This is a genomic window from Algoriphagus sediminis (assembly GCF_030403435.1).
In the GTDB taxonomy this organism is placed as follows: Bacteria; Bacteroidota; Bacteroidia; order Cytophagales; family Cyclobacteriaceae; genus Algoriphagus; species Algoriphagus sediminis.
Genome location: NZ_JAUEPH010000002.1, coordinates 275,442 through 300,278, shown reverse-complemented (window position 1 = coordinate 300,278; position 24,837 = coordinate 275,442). Strand labels below are relative to the sequence as shown.

Below are 24,837 nucleotides of genomic sequence, written 5' to 3'. Positions count from 1 at the left end.
TTTTTATGAAGAATGCTAGTTCTTAGGATATTAAGATCAACAGTGCAACTCCGACAATGAATCACCTCTCAAAGAAAATATTCGCTTCCTTAGGCATCCTAATTTTTATGGGTTTGCTTCCAATAAGTTGTGGAATCACATGCAACGATCCATGTGGTTGTGGACCTGAATTTGAAGTGAAGGATTTTAAGATCACAGAGATGGAAGCCCTCACTTTGGTTGGAGATGGTCAGCAGGTAAGTCCTAATGGGGTTTATGATTATGATTTAGTGGTGAAGGGCATAAGAATAAAGAGCTTCCAAACTGTTGCACAAGCTCAGGTTCCAGATTCTTCAATCCCAGGCTTAGCTTATGCGTGCTCTCCAAAAATTCCTCAATCCGTAGAAAATCTTACAGATATAAAAATTATTAACCTTCAGGAGTTCGTGGCGCCTGATGGCAAAACATACGGAACAGGTGATGATTTAAGCCATTTCTTTGGAATGAATTACTATTTCGAAGAAGGCACAGATTCCATTGAAGATTTTTTAGAAGGAACCCTGGAGCTTTATCCGGATGATTTATTTAAGCTCGCTTGGCTGGTGGAGCCAAAGGAGGAATTAAACCTGAAATTTACAATTAGAGTACAGCTTGAAAATGGGTTAGAATTCGCCCTGACTGATGAGATCTTGAATATTAGATAAATTTAGAACTTTACTTTAGAATAAGTCTAAATAATCTTATTTTTGCCAGACCAAATAGGAAATATGTCCCTTTCTGCTGACCAGCTAAAGCTTGCCGAGTATGGCTTAATCATCGAAATTTCAGATTCACCCCTGAAAATTAACCTGTTAGAAATGGGTTTTTTACCTGGCAAAAAGATCATGCTTAGTCATGCTGCACCGGCTAATGGGCCATTGGCCTTCCAAATAGATGGAAGCACCTTGGCCTTGAGAAAATCTGAGGCTGCTCTAATTCAAATTGAATCCACTCAAAGCTAATGGCAGAGGTTTCTATCCAAAATGTTGATCAAAAAGTTCGGATAGCCATCATTGGAAATCCAAATGTGGGAAAATCCACCATTTTCAATCATCTGACTGGATTAAGGCAGAAAATCGGGAATTATCCCGGAGTAACGGTCGATAAAAAAATCGGGACAATGAATTTCAAAGGTCAGACTTATGAAATCATTGATCTTCCTGGCACCTATAGTCTTTTCCCAAATTCTGAGGATGAAATTATTGCACATCGTGTACTGAATCAGTTGAGCACCAAAGTCAAGCCAGATTATGTCTTGATGGTAATCGACTCCACCCAGATTTCAAGAGGACTCTTTCTGGCGACGCAACTCATCGACCTAGGAGTTAAGCTCACCCTAATAATGAATATGGCTGATATTGCGACCAAGCAAAAAATCAGTATCAAAACTTTCGAAATTTTTAAAGAGCTGGGTGTTCCTATCATTACGACAGATGCCAGAGGAGCAAAAGGTCTGGACCCTCTCAAAGAACATATCTACTCAGGTAATTTCAGCTCGCCATCTGAGTTTCTTAGAATGGACGAAATTGTTCCGGTAGATTTGCTTGAGAAAGTTCGCACTCATTTTGGATTCGAAAACAACTATCAGGCTTATCAAATGCTCAGGTTTGGTCTTGTGGATAAGGCTGTTTCTGCAGAAGATAAAACTTTTATAAGGAGTCTTTTGGATGAGGTAGGATTTGACCTAGAAAGAGCCCAAATCGAGGAAACCAGAATTCGATATGAAAAAATCGATAGACTAGTCCAGAAGTCAGTTAAGACTGACATCGTTAATAGGCCCAAATCAAACAAATGGGACAAGGTGTTTTTACACCCTGTGTTCGGCTATTTAGTCTTTGCGGGAATACTGCTTTTGATATTTCAGGCCATTTTTGCTTGGTCTTCTGTTCCCATGGATTTAATCGATGGGCTGTTTGCCAACATTAGTGGTTGGGTGGCAGGTGCTTTGCCAGAAGGGCCATTAACTTCTTTAATCGCTGAAGGCTTAGTGCCAGGTATAGGTGGTGTGGTGATTTTCATCCCACAGATAGCCCTACTTTTCGCCTTCCTGGCCATTTTAGAGGATACAGGTTATATGTCCCGGGTTGTATTCTTGATGGATAGATGGATGCGTCCTTTCGGACTTCATGGAAAAAGTATAGTTCCACTTGTCTCTGGCGTCGCATGTGCCATTCCTGGTGTGATGGCAGCCAGAAATATTGGTAACTGGAAAGAAAAAATGATCACCATCATGGTAACTCCTCTGATGAGTTGCTCGGCTAGACTACCTGTATATGTGATTTTGATCGGACTGACAGTACCAGATCGATTTGTCATTGGATTTGTGAACCTTCAGGCTTTAGCCTTGCTTGGTTTGTATTTTCTAGGGGTAATTGGAGTGCTCATAACATCCTTTGGTTTAAAGAAAATTCTTAAAACTGAGGAAAAAAGCTTCCTGATGGTGGAATTGCCTTCCTACCGAACTCCGAGATGGAAGGATGTCCTGCTTACTATGTACAATAAATCCAAAACCTTTGTAGTAGAAGCCGGTAAAGTGATTTTAGCCATTTCAATTATTCTTTGGGTCCTGGCATCCTATGGCCCACCATCTAGAATGGATGCTGTTCGATCCGAAGGGGAGCTTAGAATAGCTCAGGCCACCGAAGAAGAGATTCCAGAAATTGAAGCAGAAATAAGCTCTCAGCTTTTAGAGAATTCCTTTATCGGAATTATGGGTCGAACAATTGAGCCTGTGATCAAGCCCTTAGGTTATGATTGGAAAATTGGAATTGCATTGATCACATCATTTGCTGCTAGAGAAGTTTTTGTCTCAACCGTTGCTACCATTTACAGCATAGAAGGCGATGTGGAAGATGATCTAACTATCAGGGAAAAGCTTGAGCAACAGACGTGGCCGGACACAGGAGAAAAGGTTTATACGGCAGCAACCGCGTTCTCATTAATGGTGTTTTACGCCTTTGCTATGCAATGTATGAGCACACTCGCAGTGGTCTACAGAGAAACTAAAGGTTGGAAATGGCCGTTAATTCAAACAGTTTACATGACCGCATTAGCCTATATTTCGGCCTTTGCAGTTTACCAAATCTTCTCCTGATATGTGGCAATATGTACTTACTGGACTTTTATTCCTTGCTGCAGGTATCTATTTGGTAAGAAAATTTTTCTTCCAGAAACAATCGGCATCAGGTTGCGATAAATGCGCCAAATAATGATCTCTTGCTAATCAGCATTTTTTCATACTTTTAGTTTCATGGGCAAAGTAGCCAAGCAAAGTATTCAGACAAGTCTGTTTTCCTACATTGGTGTCGTAGTTGGATATATAAATGTACTCTGGCTTTATCCCTATGCATTCGATCCCAATGAGCTTGGTATTTTCCGCACCATCCAGGATTTGGGGCTTCTTTTTGTCCCTTTTGCCCAGCTAGGTTTAGGCCATGGAATCACCAGGTTCTTCCCAAGGTTAGAAAAGAATCAATCAGCATTCCTGAGTTACAGCCTCTTAATTTCCTTACTTGGTTTTCTCTTTGTGGCAATTATTTTTTTTGGATTTAGATCACAAATAGTAAACCTTTTTGCTGTCAATTCACCTCAGATAATCGATTTCCTTGGTGTGGTTCTGTTGATCACCCTCTTTGCTCTGCTCAACAGTATTCTGGATGCTTATAGCCGCTCTTATTTGAAGGTTGCGGTTCCTACTTTTTTCAGAGAGGTGTTTCTCAGACTTTTAACTGGGCTTTTGGTAGCAACTTATCTTTTGGATTGGATCGATTTCAATCAGGTAATGATGGGGCTGGCAGTGGTATATTTTCTGGCTCTTTTCGGTGTGATTGTCTATCTGGTTTGGTTGGGTGTTTTGAAGTTTGATTTCAGCTGGAAAAGTTTTCCTGAAGGATTCAGAAGCTCATTTCTCAAGTTCAGCCTTATTACATTTCTTGGAACGGCCGCCTCTACACTTATTATGAAAATTGACAGTATCATGGTTACTTCCATGATCAGTCTGGAGGCGAATGCGATTTACACGATAGCATTTAGTATGGCTCTGGTGATCGAGTTGCCCAGAAGGGCAATCTCTCAAGTCGTAATGCCTGTAATTGCAGAGCATTTCAATAAAAAAGAACATAAGGAGATCGACACATTATATAAGCAAGTGGCTAATAGGCAGTTTTATGTTTGCCTTCTTTTATTTGCCTTGCTCGTAAATAACCTTAACAGCATTTACTTTTTCATACCAAACCGGGAAGTTTATGAAGCTGGGAGAAATGTGGTTTTGCTTATAGGATTTGGAAAGCTAATCGATGCCGTTTTCTCTTCGAACAGCGAGATTTTAGTCTTTTCCAAATATTATAAATTCAACCTTGTTCTAACTGTTTTGATGAGTATTCTCATAATTCTATTCAATTATCTGCTCATACCTATTTACGGAATTGAAGGGGCCGCGGTAGCCTCGGTAGCCGTGATTTTACTTTTTAATTTGGTCAAGTTTATCTTCTTAAAAGTAAAACTGAACTTCAGTCCATTCACGGATGAAACCTTTAGAATTTTGGTAGTGGGTTTTTTCTCAGTTTCCAGTTATGATTTTCTAGATCTTCATCCTGTACTCGAAATCCTTATTAATTCGGTCCTTGTGATCTTACGTTTTGCCTTTTTTTCAATGCTCCTTGAAGTGGGCAAAACTGAGTGGGAATGGTTAAAAAATAAAATAAAATTGTCCGGATCTTAGAGTGTTACAAACCTCCTTACAGACAAGATTTGAGCTGCCTTGAAACCGCAAACTTCCACTGTTATCCTATCTTTCGATGAGGCCCCGATTCCGATTGCTATCGTAACGGGGTGAGGCCTGTTTTTGGAGAGGGCTTCACTCGGTATTTTGTTAAATTGTGAAGTTTGAACATGTCAGCGACCCGGACAATGCAAATATACGGTATTCAATGGACTTGGGTTAGATATTTGGACAATGAATTATTTTTTGAAACCAAATTTTTATAAAGCTCAGGAATCTATTAAATTCTCAAAATTACCAGAGAAGGAAAAGAAGCTTTTGAGTCATAAAAAGGAGATAAAACTCCAAGTTCAATAGAATCCCTTTACCTTTGTCCAAAAAATTTTTAGCACCACACTATGTACCTGATCAAAAAACTGATTGTATGCCTGGATCAAACTGAATTAGACGATACTCTCATCGAGTTTGCCTCTTTTATCAGTAAAGTTAATCAAACTAAGAAAGTCTATTTTGTCAATGTGATCAGAAATTTATCCATTCCAAAGGAAGTACTCGAGGAGTTCCCAAACCTGGTTGACAACATGATTTCAGAGCGGAAAAAAGCAATGAAATCAAAGGTCAAAGCCAATTTTAATGGATATGAAAAGACTGATGTGAGCTTTGTGGTACGAGAAGGTTCTCTTTCTAAAAAGATCTTGAAACTTGCCGAAGATAAGTCAGCAGATATGATCGTCATGGGGAGGAAAGTGAATCTTCCCGGAACAGGAATAGCGTCTTTACGATTGGCAAGAAGAGCGAGCTGTTCCCTGCTAATAGTTCCCGAAGGATCCACTCCAAAGGTAGATAAGCTTTTGGTGCCCATTGACTTTTCAGAGTATTCAAAAGATGCTTTAGAAGAAGCCGTGCTGATTGCCAAAAAGTATGGAAACACCCAGATTATTTGTCAAAATGTCTATCATGTTCCATCTGGATATCACTTCACGGGAAAGACTTACGAGGAGTTTGCCGCTGTGATGGAAAAAAATGCTAAGGCCAATTTTGCAAAATTCATCAAAAAAATAGACACCAAAAGCGTTTCCATTACGCCTGTTTATACTGTGGATGAAGATGAAGATCCTGTTCAGGATATTGTAAGTCTCGCTGTTGAATTACAGGTAGGAGGAATTATCATTGGTGCCAAGGGTCGTACAGCCGCTACCGCCCTCTTCATTGGGAGCATGGCAGAGCGACTGATCCAAGTGAATGAAAGCATGCCGCTTTTGGTCACCAGGCCCAAAGGGAAAAACGCCGGAATTTTAGAATATATTTTAGAGATCTAGGCCATAAAAGCTTAGGCCTTGGGTCAAAAAAATGAAATAGACTCTAAACCTTTGCCTGATCAAGTAGTCTAAGCCGCAATGAGTAAATCCGTAGATCAGGAGATTTTAAATCTTGTAAGGCAAGAAGTAACCAAGGAAAAAGGATTTAAACTTTTGATGGAAACTCATCAGGAGAGGGTGTATCAACTCGTGAGACGAATGGTGATTATTCATGAGGATGCTGATGACTTAACCCAAAACACCTTTATCAAAGCCTTCAAGTACATTGGTAATTTCGAAGGTCAATCAAGCATTTTCACCTGGCTTTACAGGATTGCGGTCAATGAGTCTTTAACTTTTCTGGAAAAAAAGAAAAAGCGTTTTTTCTTATCCTCGGATGATCATGAAGAAAAAATGCAGAATTATCTAGATAGTGGTATTCTGATGTCTGCAGATGCCATTCAACAAAAACTTCAAAAGGCCTTACTTAGCTTACCTGAAAAACAAAGGCTGGTTTTTCACCTGAAGTATCAGGAAGATTTACAATATCAAGAAATAGCAGAAATCACCGAGACTAGCGTGGGAGCATTAAAAGCCAGCTATCATCATGCAGTGAAGAAAATCAAAGAAATACTGACTGAGGAATAAACCAAAGCCAAAAAATTAAGTCTAATCAACAATGAAAGATCTACCAAAAATAGAAGACTTCAAGACTCCCGAAGGATATTTTGACCGATTGCCAGAGGAGACATTGTCCCGAAGAACTTCAGAGACTCCCTTTAGATGGTACAAATATGCTGCTTCAGCCATTTTAGCCATAGGGATAAGCTTTGGGATTTATGAGTTTTCTACTCCAGAATCAGACCCATTAATCGCGTTAGACTCCGATGTAAACCTATACATCGAGGGAGATTATTGGTCTGCGGAGGATATTCTCAGTTTATCTGATGATCCGGATGAAATCCTGGATCAAATTTTAGAAGAAGAATCGTTTATTATGGAAGACGATTCAGAGGTAGAGTTTCTATTTTGATCTAATACTATGAAAAGAATTACACTCATATTCTTATTTGCAGCTTTGTCTTACACCAGCTTTGCCCAAAGGGGCACAAGGCAAATAGACCGTGAAAAACTGGAAGCAGCACGCGTTGCATTCATTTCTACAAGGCTAGACCTAAGCACTGAACAAGCTCAGGTATTTTGGCCAATTTTCAATGAATTTGACGATCAGAGAAGAGAAACATTGAGGGAGCTATCAAGGCTTTCCCGTGACACTGAATCCCTGTCTGAAGACGATGCAAAGAATCGAATCGAAAGAAGATTCAATCTTCAGGCCTTATTGATAGAGCAAGAAAAGGATTTTGTGCAAAAGGCAGCGGATGTACTGAGCTATAAGCAGATTCTACTTCTGAACGATATCAACAAAGATTTTACTCGCAGCCTGTATCAAAGGCAGAGGCGAGGAAACAATGATAACCTTTAGCAAAAAAGAGCAGCAGAGCTGCTCTTTTTTTATTTCTTCAACAAATCCCTGATTTCTTCCAATAGAACCTCAGATTTTGAAGGTGCTGGTGGGGGTGCAGGAGCTGCTTCCTCTTTCTTTTTTGACGCATTTATAGCTTTTATGGCAAGGAAAATCACAAAAGCCACAATGATAAAATCAACCACATTTTGGAAAAACAAACCATAATTGATGGTGACAGCCGCCACAGCCTCCCCGGCATCATTCATCTGCTCGGGTTTTAATTCATACTTAAGTTCGGTAAAATTCACCCCTCCTAAAAGGAGACCAATAGGTGGCATTATTACGTCTTTTACAAAAGAAGAAACAATTTTCCCGAAAGCTCCACCGATAATCACGGCTACGGCCAGATCGACTACATTGCCCTTCATGGCAAAGTCTTTAAACTCTTTTAGCATTCCCATAAGTTTTAAATTGATGGTTGATTAAACAAGATTTGCATTTAATATAGCAATCTTCTTAAATGAAATCATAATTTTTTTATGACCTCAAAGTGAAAGCCAAATTTCTTAAAACCACCCTAAATCCACTATCATTGCAACATGATTGAAAAAATTAAGCCACCAGTTGCTAAGAAAATTCCTTTTAAAATGGAGGAACATGGTCATGTTCGAATGGATAATTACTATTGGTTGCGGGAAAGGGAAAACCCGGAAGTAATAAATTATCTAGAATCTGAAAACCAGTATCTCGCCTCTAAGATGGCATCTACAAACGAGTTTCAGGAGTCGCTTTTTCAGGAAATGAAATCCCGGATTAAGGAAGATGATGAATCAGTTCCTTTTTTTAAATCGGGATATTTTTGGTATACACGGTTTGAAACTGGAAAGCAGTACCCTCTGTATTGCAGAAAAAAAGAAAGTTTAGAAGCGACAGAAGAAATAATTCTTGATGTAAATATTCTCGCTGAAGGAAATAGTTTCTATCAAGTTGGTGCTGCATCTACTAGTTACGATCAAAATATTCTTGCGTATGCAGCAGATGAAGTGGGAAGGAGAATTTACACCTTATATTTCAAGGATTTGAGTTCAGGTGAGTTGGTATTCGAGACCATTCCTGAGATCACAGGAAATATCGCTTGGGCTACCGACAACAAAAGTATTTTTTACACTAAACAAGATCCACAGACTTTACGCTCAAATCAGGTTTTTCTCCATGTTTTAGGTACGCATCCTTCTAAAGACAAACTAATCTTCGAAGAAAAAGATGAAGAATTCACTTGTGGGGTCCATAGAACTAAATCCATGGATTATATCCTGATTCATTCTCAGAGTACAATATCATCAGAAATTCGCTTCCTGGAATCAAACAATCCTCAAGGTCAATTCAAGCTTATTCAAGCCAGACAGGATGATTTGGAGTATACAGCCGATCATTTTGGAGATCACTTTTGGATCAGGACTAACGAAGGAAATGCCACAAATTTCAAGATGGTTAAAGCACCTATCCTAAACCCAGGTAAGGAAAACTGGGAAGAAGTAATATCCCATAGAAAAGAAGTCTTATTTGAAAATTTCGATTTGTTCTCAGATTATTTTGTAACCGAGGAAAGGAAAAACGGGCTTACCGAACTTCATATTCATTTTTGGGATGGCAAGGAGTCAAAGAAGTTAGATTTTCCAGAAACTACCTACTCAGCCTGGATTGGGAATAACCCAGAATTCGATAGCAAGACATTTAGATTTGGATACAATTCACTGACCACCCCAGCCAGCACTTTTGAATTCGATCCAATAACCGAAAAAAGAATCTTACTGAAGCAGAAGGAAATTTTAGGAGGTTTTGACCCGAAAGAATACTATTCAGAGAGAATTTGGGCTCGGTCTCATGATGAGGTAGAAGTCCCAATCTCCTTAGTTTATAAAAAGTCCGAGTTCAGAAATGATGGTTCGAATCCTCTTCTCTTATACGCATATGGTTCTTACGGTTATAGCATGGATGCCTATTTCTCCTCCAGCCGATTGAGTTTGTTAGATCGAGGTTTCGTCTATGCCATTGCTCATGTTCGTGGTGGTGAAGATCTTGGCAGGCAATGGTATGAAGGCGGAAAGCTATTGAACAAGAAAAATACTTTTGAGGATTTTATCTCCTGTGCCAAGCACCTCATAAATGAAAACTATACCAGCTCAGCCCATTTATATGCTCAGGGAGGTAGTGCCGGAGGTTTACTGATAGGAGCAGTGATGAATGAATCTCCCGAACTATTTAATGGGATGGTGGCAAATGTCCCTTTTGTAGATGTGGTCACCACGATGCTTGATGAGAGCATTCCCCTCACTACCGGGGAGTTCAAAGAATGGGGTAATCCCAAGGAGAAAAAATTCTATGAGTATATGCTATCCTACTCTCCTTATGATCAGGTATCAAAGAAGGACTATCCAAATCTTCTTGTAACTTCAGGTTTGCATGATAGTCAGGTCCAGTATTGGGAACCCACAAAATGGGTAGCAAAGCTCAGGGAGCTAAAGACAGATAAAAACCTCTTACTTCTCCATACCAATATGGAAGCTGGACACGGAGGGGCTTCTGGTAGATTTAATGCCCTCAAGGAGCTGGCATTGGACTATACCTTTTTACTAAGACTTGAAAATCTTACCACTTGAAAAATAATTTTCTTACAGCCCCCAGACTTAAAGCAGAATTAATCTTATACCCATAGCACAAAGGGAATTTTTTCTAACTTTGACAGCAACCTATAGAACCTATTTATGAAGATTGCCCTCATTGCCCACGATGGCAAAAAAGCAGATATGGTCCATTTTCTGAGTGGATTTAAGGACGAGCTCGGCAGAAGGGACATCGAGCTGGTGGCCACAGGCACAACCGGTTCGCATATCGAAAAATCAGGATTTCGAGTAAATAAAATGTTATCTGGTCCTCTAGGTGGAGATGCTCAGATTGCTGCGATGGCCGCTCAAAAAGAATTGGGAATGGTGATTTTTTTCAGAGATCCTTTAGACAAGCACCCGCATGAGCCGGATGTGCAAATGCTGATGAGGATTTGTGATGTTCACAACATTCCTTTGGCCACCAATCCTGCATCCGCAGACCTTATGTTTAAAGCACTTACTCATACCTTTGATGGAATTGAAGACGATTAAAAAAATTGGAGTTTTAACTTCGGGTGGGGATTCTCCCGGAATGAACGCGGCTATTCGTGCGGCGGTTCGGGCAGGATTTTACTACGACATAGAAATGTATGGTATCTATCGGGGATACGAGGGCATGATCAATAATGACATCAAGAAGCTAGATTCTGGTCATATTGCTCATGTCTTGGAAAGAGGGGGTACGTTTTTGAAATCAGCGAGGAGTGCTGATTTTCGTACGGTCGAAGGCCGTCAAAAAGCCTATGAAAATCTGAAGTCACATGGAATTGATGCCTTGGTGGTAATCGGTGGTGATGGTTCTTTGACAGGTGCTCATTTGTTTTATAAAGAACATGGAATTCCAGCAATCGGTCTTCCAGGAACCATTGATAATGACCTTTCTGGAACTGATCTCACCATTGGATTTGATACGGCATGTAACACGGCTATTGAGGCTATTGATAAAATCAGGGATACAGCCACCTCCCATGATCGACTGTTCTTTGTGGAAGTTATGGGAAGAGATGCAGGATTTATCGCGATTAATGCAGGTATTGGCAGTGCTGCTGCAGCGATTCTAATTCCGGAAAAGAAAATGCAGATTGAAGAGCTGGTAGATAAGCTGAAAGCTCGCCGAAAGAGAAAAAAGACCTCAAATATCGTAATTGTGGCAGAAGGAGGAAAAAGTGGAGGTGCAGCTGAAATAGCCAAGAAAGTTCATAAGTTCCTTCCTTTTTACGATACTAAAGTTACTATTCTTGGACATCTTCAAAGAGGTGGAGCTCCTTCCTCTTACGACCGGCTTCTAGCCTCAAAACTTGGAGTGATGGCAGTAGAAGGATTACTTGCAGGTAAGTATGATGTCATGGCTGGAATTATAAATAATAAAGTAGTTTATACTCCAATCAAAAGAGCTATTGTGGATGATAAGACAGTGGATGAGGATGACTTTCGTATTGCGAAAATCTTATCCACCTAACTGGGTCTCAAGCTTAAAAAATCAAAGCCCGAAGAAAATTCTTCGGGCTTTTTTCGTGGGTCAGTTTCAATGTAAATTTATAAACTAATTTATCAATGTTAAGCTTTCCATCTTGAGCTGATTCTTAACACACTTTACTTGTATATGAAGTTAATGTTAAGCTATTTTTACGTCAAAATTACCAAACAGTCCTTTCTTTGCATCCAGTAGCTATTGTAATTGTCATCGTGATGGCAATCATCTTTATCGATCTTATCTACAATTGGTACAAAAACAGTAGAAAAGGAAAAAAGGGCTGATTCAATCAGCCCTTTCTCTAATCAATTCAAAACAATTGAGGAATTTGGTCCAAGGGTCAAAGAAGAGCCTTCTAATTTTGTATTCCCTAGTTTGAAAATACTTTCTACATATCCTTCCGGAATATTCAGGACCACTTCTTCTTTGCCAAGATTATGGAATATGGCAAGGCTAGTATTCTCAAGATTTCGTGAATAAGCCATCACACTCTCTGGAAAGCTTTGCTCGAAGAGCTCTAAATCTCCAATGGCAAGGGCAGGAGTAGAATTCCGAAGAGCTATCAGATTCTTATAGTGATTAAAATAACTATTAGGATCGTTTTTTTGAACTTCCAAAGGAGTTACCGTTTCATCTGTGGAATATTCTGCATCGATCCAGGTCGCTCTACCAGTATCCTTTTCTTCAACATCCCATAGAAACGGTTCCCTAATATTTTCATCCGGCTTCAAACCTAGCATCCCGATTTCTTCACCATAGTATAAATATGGCGCTCCAGGCATGGTCAGGAGGACCGTGCTCGCCTGCTTGTAAACAGCTGGGTCTGATCCCAACTCATTCAAAAGTCTAGGTTGATCATGGTTTGAGGAAATAGTGGCATCAATGAAAGATGGAGTAATCCCTTGATAGAAGTCCAAAATTTCCTTTTGTTTCTTAGGAAGAAGCATTCCATCCTGATTATTCAAAGCATCCAAGAGTGTGTAATGGAAGTCAAAATTGAACAAAGCGGGCAAACCAGGTAAATAAGGTGCGACCACCTCTTTCTTGTCATATACCTCTCCTACCAAATAAACGTCTGGTTTGATTTCCTCCATTTTAGCCCGAAATTCCTTCCAAAACTCATGGTTATCAAGGGGGCGATCATCCGGGAAAATATGTTTTGCGGCATCGAGCCTGAATCCATCCACTCCTACTTCTTCTAGCCAAAACCTTCCGATCTCATAAATCTCTTCACGGACCTTTGGGTTGTCAAAGTTAAGATCCGGCATACCACCCCAGAAAAACCCATAGTAATAATCTTCTCCTAAGCCAGGGTCATGCCACTGACGAATATTGTCTGAATCCAAAGTGATTACCTTTTTATCGAGGAAATCTGCGATGGTGTCTTTTTGGGCCCAAACGTAATAGTCACGATAGGGATTATCACGGCTCTTTTTTGACTCCAGAAACCAAGGATGCTGATTGCTGGTATGATTGATAATCATATCAATCACAATTTTGATATCCCTTTTATGAGCTTCCTCTAAGAGCCTCTTAAAATCTTCCATAGAACCATAATCCGGATGCACAGATTTATAATCGGTCACATCATATTTATGGTAGGTCGGAGACTCCATGATTGGCATAAACCAAATAGCCTCAGCACCTAGCTCGCTCACATAATCGAGCTTTTCTATGACCCCATTAAAATCTCCAATGCCATCCCCATTTGAATCATAGAAGGATTGGACAAAGATCTCATAGGTCACCCCAGCCTGCGGCCAATAGTTTTGAGGACCTTTAAAAGCCACTTCTTCCTCCATTTGATTTTCAGGTGTAGCGCAGCTACCAAAAACAGCCATAAGCAAAGCAATCAGATAAAATTTCGGGTTCTTCATTTTCTACTTGGGTATACTAATTTTTAATTTCTTACAAATGAAAAAAGCCACACAATGTGGCTTTTTTCAGTGAGAATGCCAGTTTAATTTCTGTTTAACGCATTCAGCATATCAAAAGCGGTCTCAAGTCGCTTTACAAAGTTTTCTTCGCCTTTGCGCAGCCAGTTTCTCGGATCATAAAACTTCTTATTAGGACTATCAGGACCATTTGGGTTACCCAATTGAGTCTGAAGGAAAGCCTCGTTGCTTTTATAATTCAGCAAAACACCTTCCCAGAATGCCCACTGCAAATCCGTATCAATATTCATTTTAATGGACCCGTAACTGTTTGCTTCTCTGATTTCTTCAACTGAAGACCCAGAACCACCGTGGAAAACAAAGTTTAGTGGTTTACCACTTGTTCCATATTTTTCGTTGATGAAGTCTTGAGAATTTTTGAGGATTATTGGCTTCAACTCCACATTTCCTGGCTTGTAAACACCATGAACATTTCCGAAGGCAGCAGCGATTGTAAATAAATCACCAATTTCCTTAAGATGCTCATAAGCATAAGCTACCTCTTCAGGCTGGGTATAAAGTTTGGAAGAATCCACATCAGTGTTATCCACTCCATCTTCCTCACCTCCTGTTACTCCAAGCTCGATTTCTATAGCCATATCAAGCTTTTCGAACTCCTTGAAATAATTACAGGAAATCTCCACGTTTTCATTCAATGGCTCTTCGGAAAGATCCAACATATGAGAACTAAAAAGAGGTCTTCCATTTGCCGCATGATAGGCTTTACCAGCCTCCAATAACCCGTCAATCCAAGGTAAAAGTTTTTTTGCGGCATGATCAGTATGAAGAATCACTGGAACTCCATAGGCCTCGGCCATTTGATGAACGTGATGAGCACCGGAAATCCCGCCTGCTATACTGGCTTGCTGCTTATCGTTAGGTAAAGATTTACCAGCAAAGAACTGAGCACCACCGTTTGAAAACTGAATGATCACTGGAGAGTTCACCTTCTTTGCTGTTTCCAAAACGGAATTGACAGAGTTAGTACCGATCACATTCACTGCCGGCATCGCAAACTCATTTTCCTTGGCATAAGCATAAAGGTCTCTTAGCTCTTCACCGTACTTTACTCCTGGTTTGAATTTCATAATTTATAGGTTTAAATCTTAATGAAGCGTTTGATGAGCACACGCTTGTTATCGTAAACTTCAAAGATATAAATCCCTGCATTAAAATTCCGTACATCTAATTCTAAAATGTCCGAACCCATTTGAGTACCTCCTTCTCTCATCACTTGCCCTTGCATATCAATGATACGATAATTGGCACCTTGCATTTCTATGGGTAAATCCACGAAAAGCTGAGCTTGGGTAGGATTAGGGAAGACGCGGAATTCTCCTTCTGGAATTACTTCTTCAGGAATGCTTGTGATATAGTCTTCTTGGATAATTCCAGGTTCAGGCGTAGGTAATCTTTCACTTGTCAAAAGCACAAACTCAGAAGGTCTGAAATCCAGATTCATGGTCGCACTTGTCACCTCAAATTCTTCACCAGTGAAGTAATTATACCAAGTTCCTGTGCTAGGAAAGGATACGGGAATATTGGTTGCGCTATTCAGGCCAAAGTTTCCATGAAGCACTACATCCATGCTTTCATCTTCCAAAATAATGGACTTGATCGTACTGCTAAGTGTCATGGTGGTGGATTCAGGATTTTTAAAAGCTGAATGCTCCAACTTAAGCTTAATCATTTCCTGATAAAGCTTGAATAACCTCATTCGCTCCGGATTATCTAGATATTCCCATCGGGTAGGTTTGATACCCAAGCGATCATTATTCAACTCTTCATCATAGCCAAACTCTCCAAACTGCCATAGCATTTTAGGTCCCGGAATTGCAAAATAGAAAGCACTCAGAAGTTGGTTTCTGTTTACCGCATTTTCAAGCTGGCGAATATTGATTGGGGAAGTTGCACCAAAATTGACTGATTCCCACATCACCCGCTCTTCGTCATGACTCTCCTGATAGGAAACTAAATGTGGGTCATCCCATCCCCTATTTCCATAATAGGCCCAGCTGATGTCCTTATTTTGGCCCTTCGCCATTTCACGGAAATCAAAGTTCATATTGCCCCAAAACATCATTCCATAATCAGCGAGCTCTTGTTCTTCAGAGTTTACTGAAAGATGCTCCAGAATGATGTAGGCTTCAGGATGCTCATCTTTAATCCGGTCATAGATTCCTTTCCAAATTTCAATCCTAGATGGGTCATATTGTGACCAAAGTCCAACATCATTTCCGGTGTTAACCTGGGTAAAGCCCTTACTTAAGTCGAATCTAAAACCATCAACTTTATATTCTGTGAGCCAGTAATTATTTACAGAATCCACAAAGGCCTTGGTGTATTCGCTTTCGTGGTTAAAATCATATCCTACATTGAATGGGTGCTTAGCTACTCTGTTAAACCAAGGGTTATCTTCTGTGGGTGCACCAAAGTCTCCATCGTTATAAAGCCTAACCATTGGGTTTTGGCCAAAGGCATGGTTTAATACCATATCCAAAATGATCATGATTCCCTTTCCATGGGCTTCATCAATAAGCTCTTTCAGGTCTTCCTCCGTTCCATAATATTTATCAGGAGCAAAAAAGAAAGACGGATTATAGCCCCAGGATAGATTTCCCTCGAATTCGCCTACAGGCATTAGCTCAATCGCATTTACTCCCAAATCCTTCAAATAATCTAGACGCTCCGTTACCGCTTTATAGGTTCTTCGATCATCGAAATCACGGACGAGTAATTCATAAACGACCAGGTCTTCAGGGTCAGGTCTTTCGTAATTAAGATTCTTCCATTGATACTCCTCCTGAGCAGTTTGTAAGTAAGTGGCCTGATAAACAGCTTTGCCAGAAGGGTATGGCATTAAACCGGGATATCTACCCTCATTTATGATTTCATCATCATGATCCGGATCGGATGTTTTTTCCGCATATGGATCTCCTATTCGGATGACTCCATCCACTAGATACTGAAAAATGTATTCTTTTTTGGGCTCAAGGTTATCAATCTGTAACCAAAAGATTTCCCCATCAGGAGTCCTTTTCATTTGGTACTCAGGACGTCTTTCCCAATTATTGAAGTCTCCAAGCACCTCAACAAGCTTTTTGCCTGGTGCATTTAGCGCAAGAATTACCTGAGTGTCAGAAATATAATTGATTCCTAATCTTATTCCAGACGGTAAAGGTGCCACTTCAGAAGGAGCAAAAACTTCAATCTGGGCCACTTCAGAATCACTTGCACTCCCGGTCTCCGCTTTGACTTCTAATTCAAAAGTTCCAGAACCTTCTGCAGTATACAGATAAGATAATTCGGTTACATTCTCTTCCTTTTTTACTTCATCACCTTCCAGAATGAAGGAGATGGTGGCCGCTTCGGAAGCTTCAGCTCTAAATTCGTATTGTTCTCCCTGATCAAGAGAAACCCGTCCAGAACTTGGATCGGTAAATGTCACTGCAAAGCCCTGAGCAAGGTCTACAAAAATATCCCCGTTTGTATCGGTTTTGCCTTCCAGGCTTCCATCCCCATTTCTAAAAACAAGGCCTAAACGGTATATCGTCAGGCCATTGGGATTATCAAAAAAATCGTTTGGCGTAAGTTCGAAAGAATATAGATTTTCTTCGCCATCCACTTTGGTCATGAGGGCATCGGGATCCTCCGTTCCCCAAGCAAAGGGAACAATCGACCATGTGGTAGATTCTGGGCTTTCTGTGACTGCTCCTATGTGAACATACACTTCACAATTACAGTCCTCGAGACCCGCGGAGCCTTTCGAAGCATCATAGGTGATGACAAGCGGTTGGTCAGCTCTGGCTATGACAGGATCAGTAGTGACCTGAGCAACAGTGCTTAAACTGATTAATAAAAAAAGGATCGAAAGGCTTAATCTACTCTTCATACCAAACAAATAAAGACCGGTTCTGGGTTACCCCAAAACCGATCTAACAATTCAAACTATTCGATTAAATTAATTCTTGGTGAGTGTGTAAGTCACTTCACCTGGTTCAGTGAAATTCAAAGTAATGGTATAATTGCCTGCTTCAGCAACGGGAATATTATCACCTCCAGCAGTTAACTCTCCATCTGCTCCACCATAATTATAGTCCCAATTTTGGTTAGCTCTGAACTTCATTTCACCAGCATTAAGATCTGCGGTGATGGTCAAGACATTCTCGTCTCTATCAAAGTTCATAGGGGTCTCAGCATCCCATCCTCCTGGGGTAGCATCACCTATGATTCCCCAAAGAAGTGGATCAGACATGGTGTAAGTTTTTGCGCCCATGTCTACAGTTACTTCAAAAGTACCGAACTCTTCAACTTTGATGTTTGCGGCGTCAGAAGGGTTATCTAAGGTACCATCAGCACCATTGTCACCCCAGTTTTTGTCATCTACCCAATTGTTCTCCTCAGTGAACTTAAATTCTCCTGATCCACTCAAAATGTGAACAAAACCCGTAAAGGTTTTATCAAAGTTTACAGACTTCAATACAGTCTTTTCGTTTGCTGGATTCCATCCTTGATAGTCACCTGGCACATAAAGAACTGGGAAATCAACAAAAGCATCATAAGGAGTTACAGATACTGTAGTAGTAGCTCCATAAAGAGGGCTAAATCCAGCGTCGGTAGAAGCTTTAACTCTAAACTCCACATCAGATGGAGTTCCCAATGGAAGACCTTTTGCTACAAGTTCATCATTTAAGTCACTGGTCAAAACGTCTACTGTAGTAGTTTCGGAAGTTCCGATTTCCACTGCATTTGCAAATCCTGCTCCTGCCATATCCATTTCGACAGCATACGTTACGTTTCCATCCTTGGCAAAATCAGCAATAGTCACTTCAAAAGGAATCGTCGCTTCTGCATTTTCAACAGCTAGGACAAGGTTACCACCATTTTCTGGACTGATTACCGCAGAACCTGTTTGTGGGATAATTGGCGGCGCTTCATACGCCTCACATGCAATTAGGAAGGGAATCAATGTCGCTACCCAACCGATCTTTCTCAAACTTCTCATAAGGTTACTCTAAATTAATTGAAACTTGTTTTAATTATATTTTTTAATGAAATAGTTTAATAAAAACATTCGCTAAGCCACTCATTTTGCTGGGCTCACACTCTTTCACACATTTATATTAAATCAAGAAATTGGACCGCGCAACAGATAGAGGGCATTATATGCCTAATTTTTTCGTGCAATCGTTTGCGTTGACGTTTGCATAAAAAAAATATTTTTGGACATTTTTGGTTATCACTCCAAAAGACCTCTTAAAACCAGGAAAAAAGTTTTCCTTGCAAAGGCAAAAACAAGGAGTTATACTAGTGAAGATAATTCTAGGAATAATATAATTTATGAAAATAGGGCAAGCCACGATCAAGGATATCGCCAAAGAACTTGGGGTCTCCTCTTCTACCGTTTCCCGGGCTTTGAAGGATTACCCTGGGATCAGTGAAGAAACGAAAAGGAAGGTGAAAGAGGTAGCGGAACGATTAAACTATCGGCCAAATGCCGTAGCCCTTTCATTAAGGAAAAGTAGATCCTTTACCATCGGGGTGATTATCCCCGAAGTAGTCCATTTTTTCTTTTCAACTGTGATTAGTGGAATTGAGGAAGTGGCCCAGGCTCGTGGATACAATGTCATACTAACTCAGAGCAATGAAAGTGTTGACAGGGAAAAAAGCAGTATTGAAGCCATGCTATCTAATCAAATCGATGGATTCTTGGTTTGTTTCACAAAGGAAACGAAAGACTTTGATCATTTTTCAAAACTTATGGATTTTGGCTTTCCTATAGTTTTTTTCGATCGAATCCCCAAACTTGAAGGTGCAGTATCCGTGGCTGTGGATGATTATAAGGGAGGCTATGAAGCAGTTAGTCATTTGATAGAGCAAGGATTTCAGAATATAGCCCACCTTTCTGGTCCAAAAAGTTTAAAAATAAGTCAAAATAGAGAGCGCGGTTATCGCGATGCCCTTTATAATCATGGGATGCAGGTAAATGAGGAATTCATAAGAGAATGTCCTACTGGCACCACCGAAGAGGCATTCTCGGTTGCCATGGATCTTTTGGAAAATTCTAAGTCAAAACCCGATGCATTTTTTGCAAGTAATGACATGGCCGCAGTTGGAGCCATGCGAGCTGCAAGAAAACTTGGGTTAAGGATCCCGGATGAAATGGGAATTGTAGGTTTCAGCAATTGGCAGTTTTGTTCTATGCTCGAGCCGAGTCTTAGTTCCGTAGCACAACCAGGATTCAAAATGGGTTCTGAATCAGCTACCTTGCTTCTGGACCTGATAGAAAAGAAAATTGAAGGTTCTTCAATAAAGGATCCCATTATCCTGAATACTGAGCTTTTGGTTAGAAACTCGTCTGTCCGCCGATAATTTTTTCAAATTTTAAAAAAAAATGCGCAATCGATTGAATAGGCCTTGATTGAAATTTCAAAAGGATTTTAAGCTCAATTTTCGGCGAATGAAGCCAATAGGGGCTGATTTTTATTTTTCAGATTGGTTTAGGTTTTCAATATTAGTGCCTGCAGTTCTCTACCCAACTAGCACTTAATACTATGAGTACAACTGATTTAAGTACAAAAGAAAGGCAACAGTCTTCGAGATTTTCCGCATTTGGCGCCATTGATTTTTGGCAAGAAAAAGATTACGGAATCGAAGGGAACACCATTTCTGGCAGATTTAGGTTCTCTGTTTTCGATTCAGGAGTAATCCGTGTTCAGGCGTCTAGGTTTACAGAATTTGAGGAGAACCCATACTCTGTAGTCTCCAAACCCAAACCAACTTCATTTGAGGTCGAAGAGGATCAGATGAACATCATTATCAGGACCGAGAAACTGTCGCTTACGATTCAAAAAAGTAATTTCCAACTGACCTTTGCTGATAGTGAGGGTAATATTCTAAATCAGGACGATTCTTTGGGAATTAGCTGGATAGGAACAGAAGTAAATTCTTATAAAAAAGTACAGGCTAATGAGAAATTTGTAGGCCTTGGTGAAAAAACGGGTGGCTTAAACCGTTTTGGTAACGCATACACCAATTGGAACACAGATTACTTTGGTTATGGAATCGGTGATGATCCGCTGTACATGTCGATTCCTTTTTATCTGGGAATTCATGATAAAGGACAATATGGAATCTTCTTTGACAATACACATAAATCCGTTTTCAACTTTGGTGCCTCCACCAATAGATTCATCTATTTCGGTGCGGAAGACGGGGATATGGATTACTACTTTTTCCATGAAGATTCGGTAGGCAAAATAATTTCTTCATATACGGCCTTAACAGGAAGGATGGAAATGCCTCCCAAGTGGGCTCTCGGCTTCCAGCAATGCCGATACTCATACTATCCTGATAGCGAAGTATATACTCTTGCAAAGACTTTCCGAGATAAGGATATGCCTGCAGATGTGATCTACCTGGATATTCATCATATGGAAGAATATAAGGTGTTCACTTTCGATGGTATCAAGTTTCCTGACCCAAAATCTATGATTGCCCATTTGAAATCCCAAGGGTTCAGAGTGGTGGTGATTATGGATCCAGGAGTCAAAACACAAAAAGGGTATCTCCCTTATGATGAGGGGAAGGAAAAGGATCTCTTTGTCAAATATCCTGATGGGCAAGAATACGAAGCTCAGGTTTGGCCTGGCTGGTGTGCCTTTCCTGATTTCACCAAGCCAGAGACCCGGGATTGGTGGGTAGAGAAAATGAAATTTTATACAGATGCGGGAGTTGATGGGTTCTGGACCGATATGAACGAACCCGCCTCATGGGGACAGTTCACACCAAATCTAATTGAGTTCGACTATGAAGGTGAGGGCGCCTCACATCGGAAGGCAAGGAATGTTTACGGGATGCAAATGGCCAGAAGTGCTCAGGAGGGTTCCAAGTTCCAGAATCCTCATGAAAGGTCTTTTGTACTAACCAGAGCTGGTTTTGCAGGCATTCAAAGATTTGCAGCCGCATGGACAGGTGATAATGTTGCCTCTGAAGAGCACATGCTTGCCGGGGTAAGACTTGTCAATAGTTTGGGATTGAGCGGTGTAGCATTCTCGGGTTATGATGTAGGGGGCTTTGCTGGCGAAGCTAGCAAGAGTCTATTTGCCAGATGGATGAGTATTGCGGCCTTCTCTCCTTTCTACCGTGCGCATTCTATGATAAATAGCAATGACGCCGAACCATGGGCCTTTGGGGAAGAAGTGGAAGAAATTTCCAGAAATTACATGAAGCTTCGATACAGACTCCTTCCGACCATTTATAGTTCCTTCTTTGAAGCTTCGCAAAGCGGAAAAGCTATTTCCGCAAGTTTGGCGATAGACTATCCAGAAGATGAAAATATTTATTCCCAGGATTTCCAGAACCAGTACCTCTTCTGTGATCGTTTTCTGGTAACTCCGGTGGAATCCACAAAGGAGCTAATGAAGGTGTACCTTCCTAAAGGAACCTGGACTTCTCTTTACACGGATCAAAAGTACGAAGGCGGTAAAATTCACCTTGTTGAATGCCCATTGAATTACCTTCCTGTTTTTGTGAAAGAATCGAGCGTATTTACACAGCAATCGGATATTTCAAATGTGACCGAGAAACCCAAATCCACCTTATGTATTCATGTTTACCCAGGGTCAATTGATAGCCAAAATGTTCACTACGAGGATGATGGAATAAGCCACAATCATAAAACAGGAGATTTCCTGAAAAGAAAAATAGAGTATTCAGCACAATCAAAATCCCTTGTGTTTAGCAAAACCGAAGGAGGTTTTCCAAGTGATTTTTCAAGCCTGAAAATTTATCTTCACCATTTTGATGAACCAAGTGTAGAGGTCAATGGTAAACCAACCCAAGTGAAAAATGAAGACTTTGCTTTCCTGGGTAGGTTGACTGAATTCGATCCTTTACCGGATAATCTCCATCCGTATCACGAAATCAAAAACTTGAGTTTTATTGAAATTCCAAATACCAACGAAGCAATCAAAATCCAGCTTTAAGCTGGTTTATCCAACCCTAATCACCCAAAATGACGGAAAAGAAAAAACTTAGCTTTTGGCAAATCTGGAACATGAGCTTCGGATTTCTGGGCATACAGTTTGGCTTTGCTCTTCAGGGAGGATTCATGTCCAGAATCTTCCAAACACTTGGAGCAGACAAGGATGCCATACCTCTCCTATGGATCGCTGCTCCTCTCACGGGTTTACTCGTGCAGCCTATTGTTGGATATCTAAGTGATAGAACCTGGCATCCAAAATTTGGACGAAGGAAGCCATTCTTCTTTTTTGGTGCGCTTTTCAGCACCATAGCTTTATTCTTTGCGCCCTATTCGTCAGCCCTTTGGATGGCGGCGGGTTCGCTTTGGATTCTGGATGCTTCAATCAATATTAGTATGGAACCTTTCCGTGCATTGGTTGCTGACAAACTACCAGATTCCCAAAGATCTTACGGCTTTGTGGTGCAAACATTGATCATTGGAATAGGAACTTGGGTTGCTTCGAACCTGCCATGGTTTATGACTCAAATCGGGATTCCCAATACAGCGCCAGAGGGGGTTGTCCCGGATTCCGTGAAATATGCCTTTGCTATCGGTGCGGTGGTCCTATTCACTTCGATTATGTATACCATTCTGACCACTGAGGAGTATCCACCGGAAGATATGGATGCTTTTCAGAAGGAAAAGGAAGAGAATAAAGGTTTTTTGGTGGGGGTTAAAGAAATCTTTAGTAACATTTCGGGAATGCCAAAGGTCATGCGTCAACTCGGCTTGGTTCAATTTTTCTCCTGGTTTGCATTCTTTACGATGTGGAGCTTTGCCACACCAGCCATCACTGAGCATGTTTTTGGTGCAACTGATACCAGTTCAGCCGCTTACAACGATGCAGCAGATAGCGTTGGAAATTACCTCGGAACCTATGGATTAGTTTCAATGGTGTTTGCCCTAGGACTTGCCTTTGTAGCAAGCAAGATCAAAATCAATCGAAAGCTCGTCCATCTTTCCAGTTTAGTTCTTGGAGGCTTCGGATTTATATTAATCTACTTCATCTCAGAACCCTGGATGCTCCATATTTGCTTTTCTTTAGTCGGTATTGCCTGGGCCAGCATTCTTTCCATGCCTTATGCCATGCTTTCCAGTTCTGTAGAGCCAAAGAAAATGGGAGTTTACATGGGGATATTCAATATGTTTATCGTGATTCCACAGATTTTGGCAGCGCTGGGTGGTGTAAATCTTTTGTACAAACTTATCTTTGGTGAGGCGGTTGTGAATACCATGCTCCTCGCAGGCTCTTCTCTAATCGTCGCCGGACTTTGTAATCTTCTGATCACGGATCGAAGTGTGACCCACGATTAAATTTGAAATTAAAGATGAGGGCCGGATCTTGGATTCGGCTTTTTTTATACACATGATAAAATTTACCATCACCGGAGTTCCAGAGCACTTTAATTACCCCTGGCGTCAATTAATCAAAAAACAACCCTTTAGGGATTTGGGGCTAGAGTTGGTTTGGAAAGACGAATCACGAGGCTCCGGAAAAATGCTGGAGCAATTGGATTCAGGCGAAACAAATATCGCCATCGTGTTGACCGAGAGTTTTTTTAAAAGATATGAGGAAAAACCGGACTTGAAGTTATTGGGGATGTATGTCAAAAGCCCACTGGTTTGGGGAATCCATACTTCATCCTCTTCAAAATTCACTTCTCCAGAAGAAATTTCAGATCCTCATTTTCTAATCAGCCGCAAAGGTTCAGGGTCTGACTTGATGAGCAAAGTTCTTGCTGATCGCGAAGGGTGGGATTTAGAAAAGGCAGAATATGAAATTGTGAACAATCTTCCTGGAGCCTTGGAGGCCATGAAGAACCAAAAGAACAGTCTCTTTCTCTGGGAAAAATTCACCACAAAACCTTTTGTAGATTCTGGAGCAATGAGGAGAATTGGTGAGATCCCAAGCCCGTGGCCTTGTTTTGTTATTGCTACCAAAAACGAGATCGATAAAGCAACTTTTTCTTTTTTTCAGAAATTAATGAATGAGCTTTACAAAGAGACTAGTGCCGTACAAAACAGCGAAAACAGTAGCTTCTACATCTCAAAATTCTACCATCTCGACATGAAAGATATCGAGGAATGGAAAGCTCAAACCAGGTGGCAAACTGACGAAGTAATATCTAAGAACCTCATGGAGAATGCCATCCAGATCATGCTGAGATTCAAGATTCTGAAATCTGAACTTGACTGGAAATCAGCATTTGTAAATGACTTGGTTAAAGTCCAATAGA

At 40.6% G+C, this 24,837-nt stretch carries 20 protein-coding genes; 15 read left to right on the top strand and 5 right to left on the bottom strand.

The features are described from left to right. The first annotated feature begins 56 nt into the window (after positions 1-56). The 8 genes from QVH07_RS04455 to QVH07_RS04420 all read left to right on the top strand — a co-directional run bounded on the left by QVH07_RS04455 (position 57) and on the right by QVH07_RS04420 (position 7,519). A complete protein-coding gene (locus tag QVH07_RS04455; protein WP_289998944.1) occupies positions 57-683 on the top strand; it encodes a hypothetical protein in 627 nt (208 codons plus the stop codon). 42 nt (positions 684-725) lie between these two features. After that, positions 726-980, top strand: a complete 255-nt coding sequence (locus tag QVH07_RS04450; protein WP_289998943.1) for a FeoA family protein — start codon at positions 726-728, stop codon at positions 978-980. Then, positions 980-3,112 carry a ferrous iron transport protein B gene (feoB, locus tag QVH07_RS04445; RefSeq protein ID WP_289998942.1) on the top strand — a complete coding sequence of 711 codons (2,133 nt, stop codon included), beginning with the start codon at positions 980-982 and terminating at the stop codon, positions 3,110-3,112. The genes QVH07_RS04450 and feoB overlap by 1 nt, the downstream gene beginning before the upstream one ends. A gap of 156 nt (positions 3,113-3,268) precedes the next feature. Then, positions 3,269-4,738 (top strand): lipopolysaccharide biosynthesis protein, encoded by a 1,470-nt coding sequence (locus tag QVH07_RS04440; RefSeq protein ID WP_289998941.1) that lies wholly within the window; start codon positions 3,269-3,271, stop codon positions 4,736-4,738. A gap of 398 nt (positions 4,739-5,136) precedes the next feature. After that, on the top strand, positions 5,137-6,057 hold the full coding sequence (locus QVH07_RS04435) for a universal stress protein (RefSeq protein ID WP_289998940.1): 921 nt from the start codon (positions 5,137-5,139) through the stop codon (positions 6,055-6,057). 78 nt (positions 6,058-6,135) lie between these two features. Further along, positions 6,136-6,684 (top strand): RNA polymerase sigma factor, encoded by a 549-nt coding sequence (locus QVH07_RS04430; RefSeq protein ID WP_289998939.1) that lies wholly within the window; start codon positions 6,136-6,138, stop codon positions 6,682-6,684. A gap of 31 nt (positions 6,685-6,715) precedes the next feature. Further along, entirely contained in the window at positions 6,716-7,069 is a 354-nt protein-coding gene (locus QVH07_RS04425) for a hypothetical protein (protein ID WP_289998938.1), read from the top strand. 9 nt (positions 7,070-7,078) lie between these two features. After that, complete coding sequence (locus QVH07_RS04420) at positions 7,079-7,519, top strand: hypothetical protein (RefSeq protein WP_289998937.1); 441 nt, start codon at positions 7,079-7,081, stop codon at positions 7,517-7,519. A 29-nt stretch (positions 7,520-7,548) separates the two neighbouring features. Here the strand turns inward: QVH07_RS04420 and mscL are convergent, their stop codons facing one another. Next, a complete protein-coding gene (gene mscL, locus QVH07_RS04415) occupies positions 7,549-7,962 on the bottom strand; it encodes a large-conductance mechanosensitive channel protein MscL (RefSeq protein ID WP_289998936.1) in 414 nt (137 codons plus the stop codon). A 138-nt stretch (positions 7,963-8,100) separates the two neighbouring features. Here mscL and QVH07_RS04410 point away from each other — a divergent pair, with 138 nt between their 5' ends. The 3 genes from QVH07_RS04410 (at position 8,101) to pfkA (ending at position 11,626) form a co-directional block, all read left to right on the top strand. Further along, complete coding sequence (locus QVH07_RS04410; RefSeq protein WP_289998935.1) at positions 8,101-10,161, top strand: S9 family peptidase; 2,061 nt, start codon at positions 8,101-8,103, stop codon at positions 10,159-10,161. A 105-nt stretch (positions 10,162-10,266) separates the two neighbouring features. Further along, positions 10,267-10,659, top strand: coding sequence for a methylglyoxal synthase (locus QVH07_RS04405; protein WP_289998934.1), 393 nt, complete (start codon positions 10,267-10,269; stop codon positions 10,657-10,659). Beyond that, positions 10,640-11,626, top strand: coding sequence for a 6-phosphofructokinase (gene pfkA, locus QVH07_RS04400; protein ID WP_289998933.1), 987 nt, complete (start codon positions 10,640-10,642; stop codon positions 11,624-11,626). The genes QVH07_RS04405 and pfkA overlap by 20 nt, the downstream gene beginning before the upstream one ends. Positions 11,627-11,946: 320 nt before the next feature. On the opposite strand, the gene QVH07_RS04395 is transcribed toward pfkA, so the two are convergent. The 4 genes from QVH07_RS04395 to QVH07_RS04380 all read right to left on the bottom strand — a co-directional run bounded on the left by QVH07_RS04395 (position 11,947) and on the right by QVH07_RS04380 (position 18,580). Beyond that, a complete protein-coding gene (locus QVH07_RS04395) occupies positions 11,947-13,518 on the bottom strand; it encodes an alpha-amylase family glycosyl hydrolase (protein ID WP_435367054.1) in 1,572 nt (523 codons plus the stop codon). Between the two features lie 83 nt (positions 13,519-13,601). After that, positions 13,602-14,663, bottom strand: coding sequence for a class II fructose-bisphosphate aldolase (gene fbaA, locus QVH07_RS04390; RefSeq protein ID WP_289998932.1), 1,062 nt, complete (start codon positions 14,661-14,663; stop codon positions 13,602-13,604). An 11-nt stretch (positions 14,664-14,674) separates the two neighbouring features. Beyond that, on the bottom strand, positions 14,675-17,467 hold the full coding sequence (locus QVH07_RS04385) for an alpha-amylase family glycosyl hydrolase (protein ID WP_289998931.1): 2,793 nt from the start codon (positions 17,465-17,467) through the stop codon (positions 14,675-14,677). Positions 17,468-17,536: 69 nt separating this feature from the next. Beyond that, positions 17,537-18,580 (bottom strand): SusE domain-containing protein, encoded by a 1,044-nt coding sequence (locus tag QVH07_RS04380; RefSeq protein WP_289998930.1) that lies wholly within the window; start codon positions 18,578-18,580, stop codon positions 17,537-17,539. Between the two features lie 335 nt (positions 18,581-18,915). On the opposite strand from QVH07_RS04380, the gene QVH07_RS04375 reads away from it, so the two are divergent. The 4 genes from QVH07_RS04375 (at position 18,916) to QVH07_RS04360 (ending at position 24,836) form a co-directional block, all read left to right on the top strand. After that, positions 18,916-19,947 carry a LacI family DNA-binding transcriptional regulator gene (locus QVH07_RS04375; RefSeq protein WP_289998929.1) on the top strand — a complete coding sequence of 344 codons (1,032 nt, stop codon included), beginning with the start codon at positions 18,916-18,918 and terminating at the stop codon, positions 19,945-19,947. Positions 19,948-20,129: 182 nt separating this feature from the next. Beyond that, positions 20,130-22,562 carry a glycoside hydrolase family 31 protein gene (locus tag QVH07_RS04370; protein WP_289998928.1) on the top strand — a complete coding sequence of 811 codons (2,433 nt, stop codon included), beginning with the start codon at positions 20,130-20,132 and terminating at the stop codon, positions 22,560-22,562. Between the two features lie 29 nt (positions 22,563-22,591). After that, the gene (locus QVH07_RS04365) at positions 22,592-23,914 is read left to right on the top strand and encodes an MFS transporter (protein ID WP_289998927.1); all 1,323 of its coding nucleotides are present in this window, start codon (positions 22,592-22,594) and stop codon (positions 23,912-23,914) included. Positions 23,915-23,966: 52 nt separating this feature from the next. Further along, positions 23,967-24,836, top strand: coding sequence for a type 2 periplasmic-binding domain-containing protein (locus QVH07_RS04360; RefSeq protein ID WP_289998926.1), 870 nt, complete (start codon positions 23,967-23,969; stop codon positions 24,834-24,836). Position 24,837: the final 1 nt, after the last annotated feature.

What these genes read in the sequence shown, in the direction of transcription:
- QVH07_RS04455 (WP_289998944.1), top strand. Translation starts at nt 57, where the DNA reads ATGAATCACCTCTCAAAGAAAATATTCGCTTCCTTAGGCATCCTAATT.
- feoB (WP_289998942.1), top strand. Translation starts at nt 980, where the DNA reads ATGGCAGAGGTTTCTATCCAAAATGTTGATCAAAAAGTTCGGATAGCC.
- QVH07_RS04440 (WP_289998941.1), top strand. Translation starts at nt 3,269, where the DNA reads ATGGGCAAAGTAGCCAAGCAAAGTATTCAGACAAGTCTGTTTTCCTAC.
- QVH07_RS04435 (WP_289998940.1), top strand. Translation starts at nt 5,137, where the DNA reads ATGTACCTGATCAAAAAACTGATTGTATGCCTGGATCAAACTGAATTA.
- QVH07_RS04430 (WP_289998939.1), top strand. Translation starts at nt 6,136, where the DNA reads ATGAGTAAATCCGTAGATCAGGAGATTTTAAATCTTGTAAGGCAAGAA.
- QVH07_RS04425 (WP_289998938.1), top strand. Translation starts at nt 6,716, where the DNA reads ATGAAAGATCTACCAAAAATAGAAGACTTCAAGACTCCCGAAGGATAT.
- QVH07_RS04420 (WP_289998937.1), top strand. Translation starts at nt 7,079, where the DNA reads ATGAAAAGAATTACACTCATATTCTTATTTGCAGCTTTGTCTTACACC.
- mscL (WP_289998936.1), bottom strand. Translation starts at nt 7,962, where the DNA reads ATGGGAATGCTAAAAGAGTTTAAAGACTTTGCCATGAAGGGCAATGTA.
- QVH07_RS04410 (WP_289998935.1), top strand. Translation starts at nt 8,101, where the DNA reads ATGATTGAAAAAATTAAGCCACCAGTTGCTAAGAAAATTCCTTTTAAA.
- QVH07_RS04405 (WP_289998934.1), top strand. Translation starts at nt 10,267, where the DNA reads ATGAAGATTGCCCTCATTGCCCACGATGGCAAAAAAGCAGATATGGTC.
- pfkA (WP_289998933.1), top strand. Translation starts at nt 10,640, where the DNA reads ATGGAATTGAAGACGATTAAAAAAATTGGAGTTTTAACTTCGGGTGGG.
- QVH07_RS04395 (WP_435367054.1), bottom strand. Translation starts at nt 13,518, where the DNA reads ATGAAGAACCCGAAATTTTATCTGATTGCTTTGCTTATGGCTGTTTTT.
- fbaA (WP_289998932.1), bottom strand. Translation starts at nt 14,663, where the DNA reads ATGAAATTCAAACCAGGAGTAAAGTACGGTGAAGAGCTAAGAGACCTT.
- QVH07_RS04385 (WP_289998931.1), bottom strand. Translation starts at nt 17,467, where the DNA reads ATGAAGAGTAGATTAAGCCTTTCGATCCTTTTTTTATTAATCAGTTTA.
- QVH07_RS04380 (WP_289998930.1), bottom strand. Translation starts at nt 18,580, where the DNA reads ATGAGAAGTTTGAGAAAGATCGGTTGGGTAGCGACATTGATTCCCTTC.
- QVH07_RS04375 (WP_289998929.1), top strand. Translation starts at nt 18,916, where the DNA reads ATGAAAATAGGGCAAGCCACGATCAAGGATATCGCCAAAGAACTTGGG.
- QVH07_RS04370 (WP_289998928.1), top strand. Translation starts at nt 20,130, where the DNA reads ATGAGTACAACTGATTTAAGTACAAAAGAAAGGCAACAGTCTTCGAGA.
- QVH07_RS04365 (WP_289998927.1), top strand. Translation starts at nt 22,592, where the DNA reads ATGACGGAAAAGAAAAAACTTAGCTTTTGGCAAATCTGGAACATGAGC.
- QVH07_RS04360 (WP_289998926.1), top strand. Translation starts at nt 23,967, where the DNA reads ATGATAAAATTTACCATCACCGGAGTTCCAGAGCACTTTAATTACCCC.